Consider the following 14,780-nt stretch of genomic DNA (forward strand, 5'->3'; position numbering starts at 1 on the left):
CCCGCCGATGGCGCCCTCCGCCGCCGGCGCTGCCACGGGCTGGGCGGCCACATTGCCCAGCCAGGCGCCCCCGCCCGCCATCGCGACGCCGCCCGCCCCGCCCATCAGCAGCGCGGCACGGCGGCTCACCACCGGCTTCTCACCCGCAGCGGCACGACCCTGTGCGCTGGCCCGCCTCTTGCCCACTTAAGACCCCCGAACCATGTCGAAGTAGTTCAAACCGCTGTCGGCGAAGCCCTCGACCTGGGCCTGGACTTCCTTCGCCGACAGGGTGTCGTTCGCGTTGTAGTAAAGCCAGTCGACCTTCATGTCCCAGGCCCGGTCCCCCTTGAACGGCAGGTCGATGAACCAGTGGTTGAAGTTCACCGACATCCCCGCGCGCGGGGCGTACTTGCCGCTGCTGACGAACAGCTTCTTGCCGTCGATCCAGTACGACACGACGTCGTCCTTCACCCGGATCATCACGGTGTGCCAGTCGTCGAGGCTCTTGTTGGTGGTCTGGTAGACACGGTCGTTCGTCTTGTGGTCGTACCAGGTCACCGTGTCGAGCTTGGGTCCGGGGCGGCCCCATCCGCCGTTCGGCATGTACTCGTTGTCCAGCTCGCTGTACGTCGAGCCCTTGCCGCCGATGGTGTAGAAGGTCTGGTTGACGTGGTCGCCCTTGTCACCGGTGCTGGGCCCGTCGCTGAAGTGGATCCGGGCCGCGTACGTCCCCTCGCGGAACTTGCTCTCGGCGGTGCCGAGGCTCGCCTGCTTGGTGCCCGCCTCGGTGCCGTCGGTGCTGGCGCGCAGCTGGAGCACCTGACCGGCGTCCAGGGCCTCCTCGTCGCCGGGGAAGGTGACGCCGTCGGCCGACCAGGTGTTCTCGATGCCGGGGCCGCCCTTGCTCGTGCGGACCAGCCAGCCGTGCTTGAACAGGGCCGGGTCCTTGGCGCCGAGGTAGTCGAAGTTGTCGAAGAGAACACCTTCAGGGGCGACCGGCACCGGGCGGGGCGCCGCGGGGTTCTTCACCTTGCTGTTGTCGTCGGCCGGCTTGCTGCCGTCCGGCTCCTCACCCCAGGCGAGCACGCCCTGCTTGTACGCGGTGACCTTCCGGGCTTCCTTGTAGCTGGTCATCTTCGCGTCGAAGGAGCGGTCGTCGGACTGGTTCAGCTTCTTGTGGTCGGTGCGGAACAGCTGGACGTCGATGCCCTTGCTGTTGGCGCCCGGCTTCAGCGTCCCCGCGGCCTCGCTGAACCGTATCTCCAGATACCGGTCGGCGGTTTCGGTGGGTTTGTCCATCTCGACCACCCGGCCCGCCAGATGGGAGCAGCCGAACGCGGCGTTGACGCAGTTGAAGGCGTACGACGCCGAGTCGTCGGCCGTGAAGTAGTACCGCAGCGCCACATCGCTGAGCGGCAGCGGCTTGTCGGTCTTGTTGAAGACCTCGAGCGACGGCTTGGCGGCCGCCGCGGTGGCCGGGGTGTCGGTGCGGTAGCGCACCAGCAGCTCGGGCGGATCCGGATTGGCCGCCTTGTACAGGGGCTTCCAGTAGGGGTACGTCACCGTGGCACCGGCGGCGAGGACGGCCACGATCAGCAGCAGCCGTATCTTGGGCCAGACCCGTCGTCGGGGTGGGCGGCGGCGGGTGGACGCCACGGGGACTCCTCAGCGAAACAACACTACGCGCGTGTAAACAAGTGGTCGGATGGTGTGGAGATCCTATCGGTACGCGTGTGGCAAAAGGGGGTGGGCCGCACGGATCGTTACCGTGCGGCCCACCCTCTCGGCTGTCAGGCCCTGTTACACCGGGACGCTCGCCACGCCCGGGGCCAGGAATCGCTTGCCGTTGACCCGCTCGGAGACGCCCTCACGGTCCAGGTACGGCGTGATGCCGCCCAGGTGGAACGGCCAGCCGGCGCCGGTGATCAGGCACAGGTCGATGTCCTGCGCCTCGGCGACGACGCCCTCGTCGAGCATGAGCCCGATCTCCTGCGCCACCGCGTCCAGCACCCGCGCCCGCACCTGCTCCTCGGTCAGGACGGTGTCGCCCTGCTTGAGCAGCGCGGCGACCTCCGGGTCCAGCTCCGGCTTGCCGCTGTCGTAGACGTAGAAGCCGCGCTTGCCCGCCTCGACGACCGCCTTGAGGTTCGGGGAGACCGTGAAACGGTCCGGGAACGCCTTGTTGAGCGTCTCGGAGACGTGCAGACCGATCGCCGGGCCGACCAGCTCCAGGAGCACCAGCGGCGACATCGGCAGACCCAGCGGCTCGATCGCCTTCTCGGCGGTCTCGACCGGGGTGCCCTCGTCGATGACGTTCTGGATCTCGCCCATGAAGCGGGTCAGGATGCGGTTCACGACGAACGCCGGGGCGTCCTTGGTGAGCACCGCGGTCTTCTTCAGCTTCTTGGCGACGGCGAACGCGGTCGCGAGCGAGGCGTCGTCGGTCTTCTCACCGCGGACGATCTCGAGCAGCGGCAGGACGGCGACCGGGTTGAAGAAGTGGAAGCCGACGACCCGCTCGGGGTGCTTCAGCTTCGACGCCATCTCCGACACCGACAGCGAGGAGGTGTTGGTGGCGAGGATCGCGTGCGCCGGGGCGACCGCCTCGACCTCCGCGAACACCTGCTGCTTGACGCCCATCTCCTCGAACACGGCCTCGATGATGAAGTCCGCGTCCGCGAAGCCCTCGGCCTTGTCCAGGACACCGGTCACCAGCGCCTTGAGGCGGTTGGCCTTGTCCTGGTTGATGCGGCCCTTGCCGAGCAGCTTGTCGATCTCGGCGTGGACGTAGCCGACGCCCTTGTCGATGCGCTCCTGGTCGATGTCGGTCAGCACGACCGGCACCTCCAGGCGGCGCAGGAACAGCAGCGCGAGCTGGGAGGCCATCAGACCGGCGCCGACGACACCGACCTTGGTGACCGGACGCGCCAGGTTCTTGTCCGGGGCGCCCGCGGGACGCTTGCCGCGCTTCTGCACCAGGTTGAACGCGTAGATGCCGGCGCGCAGTTCGCCGCCCATGATCAGGTCGGCGAGCGCCTGGTCCTCGGCGTCGTAGCCCTGCTGCAGGTCGCCGTTCTTGGCGGCGGCGATGATGTCCAGGGCGCGGTAGGCGGCCGGGGCGGCGCCGTGCACCTTGGAGTCGGCGATGAACCGGCCGCGCTCGACGGCCTGGTCCCAGGCCTCGCCGCGGTCGATCACCGGGCGCTCGACCTCGATCTCGCCCTTGAGGACGGCAGCGGTCCAGATCAGCGACTGCTCCAGGAAGTCCGCGCCCTCGAAGATCGCGTCGGCGATCCCGAGCTCGTAGACCTGCTTGCCCTTGAGCTGCTTGTTCTGGTTGAGGCTGTTCTCGATGATCACCGAGACGGCCTTGTCGGCGCCGATCAGGTTCGGCAGCAGGGTGCAGCCGCCCCAGCCGGGCACCAGGCCGAGGAAGACCTCGGGCAGGGAGAAGGCGGGGATGGCCGCGGACACCGTGCGGTAGGTGCAGTGCAGACCGACCTCGACGCCGCCGCCCATCGCGGCGCCGTTGTAGTAGGCGAAGGTCGGCACGGCGAGCTTCGACAGCCGCTTGAAGACGTCGTGGCCGCCCTTGCCGATGGCGAGCGCGTCCTCGTGCCGCTTCAGCAGCTCGACGCCCTTGAGGTCGGCGCCGACGGCGAAGATGAACGGCTTGCCGGTGATGCCGACGCCGGCGATCTCGCCGTCCGCGGCCTCCTTCTCCACCTGGTCGATGGCGGCGTTGAGGTTCGCCAGCGACTGGGGGCCGAAGGTGGTGGGCTTGGTGTGGTCGAGGCCGTTGTCCAGGGTGATCAGGGCGAAACGCCCGGCACCGAGGGGCAGGTCGAAGTGGCGTACGTGCGCGCTCGTGACGACCTCGTCCGGGAACAGCTCGGCCGCACCCTTCAACAGCTCAGCGGTGGTGCTCACTTGTTGCCTCCGTCGAAGTGCGGGTTCTCCCAGATGACCGTCGCGCCCATGCCGAAGCCGACGCACATGGTGGTCAGGCCGTAGCGGACGTGCGGCTGCTCCTCGAACTGGCGGGCCAGCTGCGTCATCAGGCGGACGCCGGAGGAGGCCAGCGGGTGACCGAAGGCGATGGCGCCGCCGTACTGGTTGACGCGCTCGTCGTCGTCGGCGATGCCGTAGTGGTCCAGGAAGGCCAGCACCTGGACGGCGAAGGCCTCGTTGATCTCGAACAGGCCGATGTCGGAGATGGTGAGGCCCGCCTGCGCGAGCGCCTTCTCCGTCGCCGGGATCGGGCCGTAGCCCATCACCTCGGGCTCGACACCCGCGAAGGCGTACGACACGAGGCGCATCTTCACCGGCAGCCCGTTCTCGCGGGCGAAGTCCTCGGAGGCGATGACCGAGGCGGTGGCGCCGTCGTTCAGACCGGCCGCGTTACCGGCGGTGACCCGGCCGTGGACACGGAACGGCGTCTTCAGACCCGCCAGGTTCTCCAGGGTCGTCCCCGGACGCATCGGCTCGTCGGCGGTCACCAGACCCCAGCCGGTCTCGCCGGCCTCCGGGTTGGTGCGGCGCACGGAGATCGGCACCAGGTCGGCCTGGATCTTGCCGTTGGCGTACGCCTTGGCGGCCTTCTCCTGCGAGCGCACCGCGTACTCGTCGGCGCGCAGCTTGGTGATCTGCGGGTACCGGTCGTGCAGGTTCTCCGCGGTCATGCCCATGAACAGGGCCGACTCGTCGACCAGCTTCTCGCTCACGAACCGCGGATTCGGGTCGACGCCCTCACCCATCGGGTGGCGGCCCATGTGCTCGACACCACCGGCGATGGCGACGTCGTACGCCCCGAAGGCGACGGAGCCGGCCACCGTGGTGACGGCGGTCAGCGCACCGGCGCACATGCGGTCGATGGAGTAGCCCGGCACGGACTGCGGCAGACCCGCGAGGATCCCGGCGGTGCGGCCGATGGTCAGACCCTGGTCACCGATCTGCGTGGTCGCGGCGATGGCGACCTCGTCGATCTTCTTCGGGTCGAGACCGGGGTTGCGGCGCAGCAGCTCCCGGATCGCCTTGACGACGAGGTCGTCGGCCCGGGTCTCGTGGTAGATGCCCTTCGGGCCCGCCTTGCCGAACGGGGTGCGGACGCCGTCGACGAAGACGACGTCCCTGACGGTACGAGGCACGATGGCTCTCCTCCAGGTACGGGATGCTGAGCGCTTGCTTAAGCATCATGCTACTTATGAGTAACGTAGCTGCCCAGTCCTGGGGGTGCGAGCGGCGAAGGTCACATGGAAGCGCCGGTGGCGAAAAGCGCCCCTATAGGGGCGCGGGGCTGTATCGAACCTCACCGAGGCGGCGCAGTGGACCCCCGAGGCACCAGCACAGGAGTAGCCACGGGATGCGACTCCACCCCTTCCCCCGTGATCACCCCGAACAAGGTCCGAGCCACCTCCGCCCCGAACCCATGCACGTCATGACTCATCGCGGACAACATCGGCCGAGTCAACCGGCACAACTGCGAGTCGTCCCACGCCAGCAAGGACACATCCTCCGGCACCTTCAGCCCCATCTCGGCGGCAACCGAAAGCCCCGCCACCGCCATGATGTCGTTGTCGTACACAATCGCCGTCGGCCGCTCCCTCACCGCCGCCGACAACAACGACCGCGTGGCCCGAGCCCCCGCCTCCCCGGAGAAATCCGTAGCCACCTGGCAGGCCCGCGCCGCAGGCGCAACCGCCTCGTCGAACGCCGCCGTACGAATCGCCGTGTGCCCGAGCGACGCCGCACCCCCCACCCGGGCGATCCGCCGATGCCCGAGCGCCGTCAGATACCGCACCGCCTCCGTCACGGCCGTGGCGTCGTCCGTCCACACGGAGGTCAGCCCCCCGGTGAGTGTGGGATGCCCGACCGCGACCACCGGCACCCCCAGCCGCTCGGCCACCGCGGGACGCGGATCGTCCGTGCCGAAGTCGACCAGGATCGACCCCCCGATCTGCCGCCCCCGCCACCACGACTCCAGCAGCCCGATCTCTTCCTCCGGGCCCCGCACCAGCCGCAGCAGCAGCGAACAGGACCGCTCGACCAGCACGCTCTCCACCCCGGAGATGAACTCCATGTAGAAGGGCTCCAGGCCCAGCAGACGCGCCGGCCGGCACACCGCGAGCCCCACCACGTCCACCCGGGACCCGGCGAGCGTCCGCGCGGTCGGGCTCGGCGCCCAGCCCAGCTCGCGCGCCGCCCGGAAGATCCGGTCCCGGGTCGCCTCCGACAGCCCCGGCTTGTGGTTGAACGCGAGGGACACGGCCCCCTTGGACACACCGGCGCGCGCGGCGACGTCCTTGATGGTGACGCGAGGGGTCGGCGTTGCCGTCATCGAGTGGGCTCCACGCAGTACAGGGCGGAACGGGCGCTGTCCGGGTCCGGAGTCTTCCAGCCCCGTACGCCTATCGTCACCTGCTCACCGGGCAGCAGGGTCACCAGGCCCCGGTCGGCACGGGCGTCCGGATCCAGCCGGTCGGCCTGGAGCAGCAGGTCCCGCACCAGCGTCCGGGCGGTCACCGTGATCCCGCCGGGTACGAGCGCCACCTCGAACTCCGGGCGGGGGTACGGGATCTCGCGGTCCGGCGCGGGGAAGTGCAGCGCCCGCAGCCCGTCCACGTCGGCGACCAGGAACTCCTTCGCCCCGACCGGCACGAGTTCCCCGGGGACGCGCACCCTCGCCACGGTCCGCCCCTCCGCCTCGAAAGCGGCACCCGCTTCCCCGATCACCGCTCCGTCCACCGACATCCGCCGCAGCCGCACCCGGCCCCGCCAGTCCTCACCCGCCTGATTGACCGCGGCCACCACAAAACCGTCCCCCTCCGCCCGCACCGTCACCAGCCGGTCCGCGTAGAGCCGCCGCAGCTCGTGGTACAGCGGCTTCTCCCGCCCGTCCCCGTCGATCGCCGCCCACGAGGTCACCGGCCAGCAGTCGTTGAGCTGCCACACCACGGTGCCCGCGCACACCGGCCAGTGCGAGCGCCAGTGCTCGATCCCGGCGGCCACCGCACGGGCCTGGTTGACCTGCGTCAGATAGTGCCACCGGTCGAAGTCCCCTTCCGGCACGGCGAAATGACGCGCCAGCCCGCGCTCCAGCTTGCCGTTGCCGTCGTCCGCCTTCTGGTGGTGCAGCATCCCGGGGGAGTCCGCCGCCAGCTCCTCCCCGGGCAGCGCCCGCCGCAGCGTCGCGTACGCGGGCGGTGCCTGCCAGCCGAACTCGGCCACGAAACGCGGCACTTCGCGCCGGTAGTCGGCGTAGTCGGCCCGGTTCCACACCTCCCAGGAGTGGTGCGTGCCGTGCGCCGGATCGTTGGGGTGGTGCCGCCACGACCCGGACCACGGGCTTCCGGCCGTGTACGGCCGCGTCGGATCCAACTCGGCCACCATGCGCGGCAGTACGCCCAGGTAGTAGCCCTCGCCCCAGGAGTCCCCGGCGAGCTGCCGCTCCCAGTCCCAGTCCCGGAAGCCCCACAGGTTCTCGTTGTTGCCGTTCCACAGCACCAGCGAGGGGTGCGGCATCAGCCGTACGACGTTCTCCCGGGCCTCGGCCTCCACCTCACCGCGCAGCGGCTGCTCCTCCGGGTAGGCCGCGCAGGCGAAGGGGAAGTCCTGCCAGACCAGCAGGCCCAGTTCGTCGCAGGCGTCGTAGAAGTCCTCGCTCTCGTAGATCCCGCCGCCCCACACCCGCACCAGGTCCACCCCGGCGTCCGCGGCCTGATCCAGCCGGCGCCGGTAGCGCTCGCGGGTGATCCGGGACGGGAAGACGTCGTCCGGGATCCAGTTGACGCCCCGCGTGAACAGCCGCTCCCCGTTGACCACCAGCGTGAACCCGGAGCCGTGCGCGTCGGCCGAGGTGTCCAGCTCCACGGTCCGGAAACCGATGCGCCGCCGCCAGCCGTCCAGCATCTCGTCACCTTGACGTAGCGTCAGCTCTAGTTCGTACAGCGCCTGTTCACCGTACCCCCGGGGCCACCACAGCCGTACGTCCGGCACCTCAACCCGTACCGTCCCCCGGGTCCCGTCGATCTCCGCGCGCGCCCGCACCCCGCCGACGCTCGCCTCGACGGTGAGCGGCGCCTCCACCCTCGTGCGCTCGACGTCGACGGCCACCTCGACCCGTCCGGTGCCGTCCTCCACCGTGACGAGCGGGCGCACCCGGGCGATCCGGGCCGTGGACCAGTGCTCCAGGCGCACCGGCCGCCAGATCCCGGCCGTCACCAGCGTCGGGCCCCAGTCCCAGCCGAAGGAGCAGGCCATCTTGCGCACGTACTGATAGGGCTCGGCGTACGCGCCCGGCCGTGCGCCCACCTTTCCGCGCACCGCGTCCGCCTCCGCGTAGGCCGACGCGAACCGCACCACGAGCCGTCCGCTCAGACCCGTCACGTCGAAGCGGTAGGAGCGGTGCATGTTGCGCACCCGGCCCAGCGGGCGCCCGTCGAGCAGGATCTCGGCGACGGTGTCGAGGCCGTCGAAGACCAGGTCCGTCTGCTCCTGCGCGACCGGCGCGGGCGGCAGCCGGGTCTCGTACGTCCAGTCGCGGCGGCCCACCCACGCCACCTCACTCTCGTTGAGACCGAGGAACGGGTCGGGGATCAGCCCCGCTGCCAGCAGATCGGTGTGCACACAGCCGGGGACCGTGGCGGGAAGCGTTGCCCCCGAGCCGTCCGGGTGTCGCAGGATCCATCCCTCGGTGAGCGGTGTGACCTGACGCATGCACACTCCTTAAACCGGTCGAGCACAGTGGTCGGCTGCTTGGGCAAAGGGCTCACATCGTTGGCGCGATTGCGACTTTACCGGTTCAGTAAAGGGCTGCCAGAGTGCCGAATCAGCCAAGACCGTCGTGCAAGTCCCCGTCGCGCAAGTCCGCCCCGAACGGAGCTGGTGCACATGTACCGTCGCAAGCTGCTCGCCGGATCGATCGCCGCCCTCGCGCTCCTCGCCTCCGCCTGCACGGGCACCGGCGGCGCCTCGAAGGGCGCGGACGCGAAGGCGCCCGAGGACCCCGCGAAGGTCAAGGGCTCCCTCACCGTCCTCACCCACCGCACCGACCTGGTGCAGGACGGCACGATGAAGTTGTATGCCGCCGAGTTCAACAAGGCCTATCCCGGCGTGAGGGTCGAGTTCGACGCCCTCACCGACTACGAGGGCGAGGTCAAGATTCGCATGAACACGGAGAACTACGGCGACGTCCTGATGATCCCCGCGGTGATCGAGAAGAAGGATTACCCCAAGTTCTTCGCGTCCCTGGGCAGTCAGGCGGAACGCGCCGAGAAGTACCGCTTCACCGACTACTCCACCGTCGACGGCAAGGTCTACGGCCAGAGCCCCATCGGCGTCGTCCCCGGCTTCGTCTACAACAAGAAGGTCTGGAGCCGGGCCGGCGTCACCGACTGGCCCACCACCCCCGCCGAGTTCCTCAGGGCTCTGAAGGCGATCAAGGCCAGGACCGAAGCCGTGCCGTACTACACCAACTTCAAGGACATGTGGCCGCTCACCCAGTGGACCAATGTCAACGGCTCCGTGTCCTGCGACACCGGCGCCACGACGAAGCTCGCCGAGGGTGACCCGTGGGCCGAGGGAGCCGATCTGCGCGTGGCCGACACCCTCCTCCACGACATCGTGCGCGGCGGTCTCGCCGAGAAGGACCCCACGACCACCAACTGGGAGGCCAGCAAGCCGAAGCTGGCCAAGGGCGAGATCGCCACCATGTGGCTCGGCTCCTGGGCGGTCGTGCAGATGCGGGACGCCGCGCGGCAGGCCGGCACCGACCCCGCCGACATCGGCTTCATGCCGTTCCCCGCCCAGCAGGGCGGCTCGTTCTGCGCGGTGACATCGCCCGACTACCAGCAGGCCGTGAACGTCCACTCCGACAACAAGGCTGCCGCCCGCGCCTGGATCGACTGGTTCACCGACAAGTCCGGCTACGCCGAGGCCAATCTGGCGCTGTCCCCGCTGAAGGACGCCCCGCTGCCCGAGGTGCTGAAGCCCTACCAGGAGGCCGGGGTGAAGCTGCTCGACCTCGACGACAGCAAGGGCGCCGAGGTCAAGTCCATCGACAACCGGTCCGAGGTCGGCATCTACAAGCCCGACTACCGCCAGGAACTGGTCGACCTGGCCCGCGGCGCCCGCAAGGGCAGCCTCGACGACTACCTCGCCGGCCTCGCCGAGCGGTGGACCGAGGCCCAGCGGTCCCTGGGGTCGTGATGACGGACACGACCCCCAAGGAGGCCCGCCCGGCGCCGCTCACCCCTCCCGCGGGACGCGTCCCCGCCCCGCGTCCCCGCCGCGATCGGCGGCGTCTCACCCCATGGCTGTTCCTGATCGCCCCGCTGGCCCTGCTGCTCACCTTCACCTACGCGCCGATAGCCAACATGATCGCGTACAGCTTCACCGACTGGGACGGCGTGAGCCCCGACCTGCACTACACGGGCACCGAGAACTACGCCGAACTCCTCACCCGCTCCGAGCTGTTCGAGGTGTTCCTCGTCAGCGGCTACTACCTGGCCGCGTCCGTGGTGCAGATCGCCGCCGCCCTCTACTTCGCCACCGTCCTCAGCTTCCACGTCAGCTTCCGCAACTTCTTCAAGGGCGTCCTCTTCTTCCCGTATCTGATCAACGGGGTGGCGATCGGGTTCGTCTTCCTCTACTTCTTCCAGGACGGCGGCACCCTCGACTCCGTGCTGAGCCTCCTCGGCGTGCACACCGACCACGCCTGGCTGGGCACGCCGGTCTCCGCGAACACCTCGCTCGCCGGTGTGTCCGTCTGGCGCTACCTCGGCCTGAACTTCGTGCTGTTCCTCGGCGCGATCCAGTCCATCCCGGGCGAGCTGTACGAGGCGGCCGAGATCGACGGGGCGAGCCGCTGGCAGCAGTTCCGGCACATCATCGCGCCCGGCATCAAACCCGTACTGAGCCTGAGCGTGATCCTGTCCGTGTCCGGCTCGCTGTCGGTCTTCGAGATCCCGTACATCATGACCGGCGGCGCCACCGGCACGGAGACCTTCGTGATCCAGACGGTGAAGCTGGCCTTCCAGTTCAACAAGATGGGCCTCGCCTCGGCCGCCGCCGTCGTCCTGCTGCTGATCGTCCTGGCGGTCACCTGGGTGCAGCGGCGCATCGTCCCCGACGAGAAGGTGGACCTCGTATGACCCGCCGTACCGTGGCCCGGGCGCTGATGTACCTGTCCCTGATCCTCGCGACCCTCGTCGTGCTGCTGCCCCTCGCGGTGATCTTCCTGACCTCGCTGAAGACGCCCCGGGAGATGGCGAACGGCAGCGGGGCGCTGCAACTGCCCGACGACCCGCTGCACTTCGGCAACTACGTCACCGCGTTCCAGGACGGCCGGATGCTGTCCGCCTTCGGCAACACCGCGATCATCCTGGTGGTCGCCATCGGCGGCACGATCCTCATCGGCTCGATGACGGCCTACGCGATCGACCGCTTCCACTTCCGCTTCAGGAAGCTGGTCGTGACGCTGTTCCTGCTGGCCGCGCTGGTCCCCGGGGTGACCACCCAGGTGGCGACCTTCCAGATCGTCAACAGCTTCGGCATGTTCGACAGCCTGTGGGCGCCGATCGCGCTGTACATGGGCACGGACATCGTGTCGATCTACATCTTCCTGCAGTTCATCCGGTCCATCCCGGTCTCCCTGGACGAGGCGGCCCGGCTGGACGGCGCCAACGCCTTCGCCGTCTACCGCAGGGTCATCCTGCCCCTGCTCAAACCGGCGATCGCCACCGTGGTGATCGTGAAGGGGATCAACGTCTACAACGACTTCTACATCCCCTTCCTCTACATGCCCTCCGAGGACCTCGGCGTGATCTCGACGTCCCTGTTCCGCTTCAAGGGCCCCTTCGGGGCGCACTGGGAGACCATCTCGGCGGGCACGGTCCTGGTCATCCTGCCGACGCTGCTCGCTTTCCTGTTCCTCCAGCGGTTCATCTACAACGGCTTCATGCGCGGCGCGACGAAGTAGTGCCGATGCGGTCTCCCCGGGTGAGCCGTGTCTCACCGGGGGAGACTTGCCTATGCAACGAGTTGCATAGCAGCATCGGTGTATGGCCCTCGACCACGCGATCCTCGTCTCCCTGCTGGAGAAGCCGGGCTCCGGCTACGAGCTGTCCCGGCGCTTCGAGCGGTCCATCGGCTACTTCTGGACCGCCACCCACCAGCAGATCTACCGCGTGCTCAAACGCATGGAGAGCGACGGCTGGATCGACGTGCGCGAGGTGCCGCAGGAGGGCCGGCCGGACAAGAAGGAGTACTCCGTCTCCGCCGCCGGACGCGACGCCCTCGCCCGGTGGCTGCACGAGCCGATCGAGCCCGAGAGCATCCGGCACGATCTCGCCGTGAAGATCCGCGGTGCCGCCTTCGACGACCCGACGGCACTGATCGCCGAGGTCGAGCGCCACCACCAGGTGCACAGCGAACGCCTCGCCCACTACCTGGCGGGGGAACACCGCGACTTCACCGGCCCGGAAGCGCCCGCGGAGCCGGATGCCGGACGCGAACTCCAGCACGTGGTGCTGCGCGGCGGCATCGCGTACGAGCGGATGACCCTGGCCTGGCTCGACGACGTCCTGGCCACCCTGCGCCGCCTCGGCGCCCCGGGCAGCTGACCCACCCGTCCTCTCTTCACTCCACCCTCAACCCCCCATGCGGGAAAGGCGATCGACGATGACCGACCCACTGCTGTTCAACCCGCGCACCTACGACCCGGCCCACTTCGACCCCGAGACGCGACGGCTGCTGCGCGCCACCGTCGACTGGTTCGAGGAGCGCGGCAAGCGCAGGCTCATCGAGGACTACCGCACCCGCGCCTGGCTGGGGGACTTCCTCGCCTTCGCGGCGAAGGAGAACCTCTTCGCGACCTTCCTGACGCCCGCCTCCGCCGCCGAGGGGCACCAGGACAAGCGCTGGGACACCGCCCGCATCGCCGCCCTCAACGAGATCCTCGGCTTCTACGGCCTCGACTACTGGTACGCCTGGCAGGTCACCATCCTCGGCCTCGGCCCGGTCTGGCAGAGCGACAACGCCGCCGCCCGCGCCCGCGCCGCCGAACTCCTCGACCAGGGCGAGGTGTTCGCCTTCGGCCTGTCCGAGAAGGCGCACGGCGCCGACATCTACTCCACCGACATGCTCCTGGAGCCCGACGGCGAGGGCGGCTTCCGGGCGAGCGGCTCCAAGTACTACATCGGCAACGGCAACGCGGCCGGCCTGGTCTCCGTCTTCGGCCGCCGCACCGACATCGAGGGCCCCGACGGCTACGTCTTCTTCGCCGCCGACAGCCGCCACCCGTCGTACCACCTGGTGAAGAACGTCGTCGACTCCTCCAAGTTCGTCAGCGAGTTCCGCCTGGAGAACTACCCGGTCCGCGCCGAGGACGTCCTGCACACCGGCCGCGCCGCCTTCGACGCCGCGCTCAACACCGTCAACGTCGGCAAGTTCAACCTGTGCACCGCGTCCATCGGCATCTGCGAGCACGCGATGTACGAGGCGGTCACCCACGCCCACAACCGGATCCTCTACGGCCGCCCCGTCACCGCCTTCCCGCACGTGCGCCGCGAGCTGACCGACGCGTACGTCCGGCTCGTCGGCATGAAGCTGTTCAGCGACCGCGCCGTCGACTACTTCCGCTCCGCAGGGCCCGACGACCGCCGCTACCTCCTCTTCAACCCGATGACGAAGATGAAGGTGACCACCGAGGGCGAGAAGGTCATCGACCTGATGTGGGACGTCATCGCCGCCAAGGGCTTCGAGAAGGACAACTACTTCGCCCAGGCCGCCGTCGAGATCCGGGGCCTGCCGAAGCTGGAGGGCACGGTCCACGTCAACCTGGCGCTGATCCTGAAGTTCATGCGCAACCACCTGCTGAACCCCGCCGAGTACGCACCCGTCCCGACCCGCCTCGACGCAGCCGACGACACGTTCCTCTTCCAGCAGGGCCCGGCCCGCGGCCTCGGCTCCGTACGCTTCCACGACTGGCGCACCGCCTACGACACCTACGCCCACCTGCCGAACGTCGCCCGCTTCCGCGAACAGGCCGACGCCCTGTGCGAGTTCGTCACCACCGCCGCACCGGACGAGCAGCAGAGCCGCGACCTCGACCTCCTGCTCGCCGTGGGCCAGCTGTTCGCCCTCGTGGTCCACGGCCAGCTCATCCTGGAACAGGCCCACCTGACGACCCTCGACGAGGACGTCCTGGACGAACTCTTCGCCGTCCTGATCCGCGACTTCTCCGCCCACGCCATAGAACTCCACGGCAAGGACTCGGCCACGGACGCCCAGCAGCAGTGGGCCCTGACCGCACTCCGCCGCCCCTCCGTGGACGACTCCCGCTCGCAGCGAGTCTGGGAGCGCGTCGAGGCTTTGTCTGGCGCATACGAGCTGAAGCCGTAACACCGGTTTCCGCAGCCGACCTCAAGGGGCGCGGGGAACTGCGCGACCAGCCACAACGCAGCCGCACCCGCCCGCCAAGCTTCCCCGCCCCCCGGACGGCGCTACCCCACCTTCACCGACAACGCCTCAACCAACACCGGCGTAACCTGCTCCACCTGCCAAGGCCGCGCCCCGTACGCCGCCAGCGCAGAGGCCACCGTCTCAGCCCCCACAACCGCCGGAGGCTCCCAGCACACCCTCCGCACCGTGTCCGGCGTGATCAGATTCTCCTGCGGCAGGTTCAGCCGCTCGGCAAGCTCACTCACCCCCGCCTTCGCCGCCGCGAGGCGAGCCGCCGCGGCCGGGTCCTTGTCGGCCCACGCCCGCGGCGGCGGCGGCCCCGTCACCGCCTGCCCCGG

Annotated in this window: 10 protein-coding genes and 1 pseudogene; 5 read left to right on the forward strand and 6 right to left on the reverse strand. The window is 69.3% G+C overall.

Going from position 1 to position 14,780, the window contains the following annotated elements:
• Window positions 1–186: 186 nt before the first annotated feature.
• From N4P33_RS22755 to N4P33_RS22775, 5 genes are all read right to left on the reverse strand, one after another.
• Window positions 187–1,638: a cellulose binding domain-containing protein gene (locus N4P33_RS22755; protein WP_260828516.1), complete on the reverse strand. Its 1,452-nt coding sequence runs from the start codon at window positions 1,636–1,638 to the stop codon at window positions 187–189.
• 144 nt (window positions 1,639–1,782) lie between these two features.
• Window positions 1,783–3,912, reverse strand: a complete 2,130-nt coding sequence (locus tag N4P33_RS22760) for a 3-hydroxyacyl-CoA dehydrogenase NAD-binding domain-containing protein (protein WP_260828517.1) — start codon at window positions 3,910–3,912, stop codon at window positions 1,783–1,785.
• The gene (locus N4P33_RS22765) at window positions 3,909–5,129 is read right to left on the reverse strand and encodes an acetyl-CoA C-acyltransferase (protein WP_260828518.1); all 1,221 of its coding nucleotides are present in this window, start codon (window positions 5,127–5,129) and stop codon (window positions 3,909–3,911) included. Before N4P33_RS22765 ends, N4P33_RS22760 begins: the two co-directional genes overlap by 4 nt.
• Window positions 5,130–5,290: 161 nt before the next feature.
• A complete protein-coding gene (locus N4P33_RS22770) occupies window positions 5,291–6,319 on the reverse strand; it encodes a LacI family DNA-binding transcriptional regulator (RefSeq protein WP_260828519.1) in 1,029 nt (342 codons plus the stop codon).
• Window positions 6,316–8,697, reverse strand: coding sequence for a glycoside hydrolase family 2 protein (locus N4P33_RS22775; RefSeq protein ID WP_260828520.1), 2,382 nt, complete (start codon window positions 8,695–8,697; stop codon window positions 6,316–6,318). Before N4P33_RS22775 ends, N4P33_RS22770 begins: the two co-directional genes overlap by 4 nt.
• Before the next feature lie 174 nt (window positions 8,698–8,871).
• On the opposite strand from N4P33_RS22775, the gene N4P33_RS22780 reads away from it, so the two are divergent.
• The 5 genes from N4P33_RS22780 (at window position 8,872) to N4P33_RS22800 (ending at window position 14,382) form a co-directional block, all read left to right on the forward strand.
• Window positions 8,872–10,188, forward strand: a complete 1,317-nt coding sequence (locus N4P33_RS22780; protein ID WP_260828521.1) for an ABC transporter substrate-binding protein — start codon at window positions 8,872–8,874, stop codon at window positions 10,186–10,188.
• Window positions 10,188–11,132 (forward strand): carbohydrate ABC transporter permease, encoded by a 945-nt coding sequence (locus N4P33_RS22785; protein WP_260828522.1) that lies wholly within the window; start codon window positions 10,188–10,190, stop codon window positions 11,130–11,132. Before N4P33_RS22780 ends, N4P33_RS22785 begins: the two co-directional genes overlap by 1 nt.
• The gene (locus N4P33_RS22790) at window positions 11,129–11,959 is read left to right on the forward strand and encodes a carbohydrate ABC transporter permease (RefSeq protein ID WP_260828523.1); all 831 of its coding nucleotides are present in this window, start codon (window positions 11,129–11,131) and stop codon (window positions 11,957–11,959) included. The genes N4P33_RS22785 and N4P33_RS22790 overlap by 4 nt, the downstream gene beginning before the upstream one ends.
• An 82-nt stretch (window positions 11,960–12,041) precedes the next feature.
• Window positions 12,042–12,602, forward strand: a complete 561-nt coding sequence (locus N4P33_RS22795; protein WP_260828524.1) for a PadR family transcriptional regulator — start codon at window positions 12,042–12,044, stop codon at window positions 12,600–12,602.
• Window positions 12,603–12,660: 58 nt separating this feature from the next.
• Window positions 12,661–14,382 (forward strand): acyl-CoA dehydrogenase family protein, encoded by a 1,722-nt coding sequence (locus N4P33_RS22800; protein ID WP_260828525.1) that lies wholly within the window; start codon window positions 12,661–12,663, stop codon window positions 14,380–14,382.
• Window positions 14,383–14,483: 101 nt separating this feature from the next.
• Here the strand turns inward: N4P33_RS22800 and N4P33_RS22805 are convergent.
• A pseudogene (locus tag N4P33_RS22805) lies at window positions 14,484–14,780 on the reverse strand (ribonuclease D); the annotation flags it as partial.

Origin of the sequence: Streptomyces sp. 15-116A, from assembly GCF_025290915.1 — a bacterium.
GTDB lineage: Bacteria > Actinomycetota > Actinomycetes > Streptomycetales > Streptomycetaceae > Streptomyces.

Excerpts from the sequence above, each read along its gene's own strand:
- N4P33_RS22770 (WP_260828519.1), bottom strand. The coding sequence starts at position 6,319 with ATGACGGCAACGCCGACCCCTCGCGTCACCATCAAGGACGTCGCCGCG.
- N4P33_RS22775 (WP_260828520.1), bottom strand. The coding sequence starts at position 8,697 with ATGCGTCAGGTCACACCGCTCACCGAGGGATGGATCCTGCGACACCCG.
- N4P33_RS22780 (WP_260828521.1), top strand. The coding sequence starts at position 8,872 with ATGTACCGTCGCAAGCTGCTCGCCGGATCGATCGCCGCCCTCGCGCTC.
- N4P33_RS22785 (WP_260828522.1), top strand. The coding sequence starts at position 10,188 with ATGACGGACACGACCCCCAAGGAGGCCCGCCCGGCGCCGCTCACCCCT.
- N4P33_RS22790 (WP_260828523.1), top strand. The coding sequence starts at position 11,129 with ATGACCCGCCGTACCGTGGCCCGGGCGCTGATGTACCTGTCCCTGATC.
- N4P33_RS22795 (WP_260828524.1), top strand. The coding sequence starts at position 12,042 with ATGGCCCTCGACCACGCGATCCTCGTCTCCCTGCTGGAGAAGCCGGGC.
- N4P33_RS22800 (WP_260828525.1), top strand. The coding sequence starts at position 12,661 with ATGACCGACCCACTGCTGTTCAACCCGCGCACCTACGACCCGGCCCAC.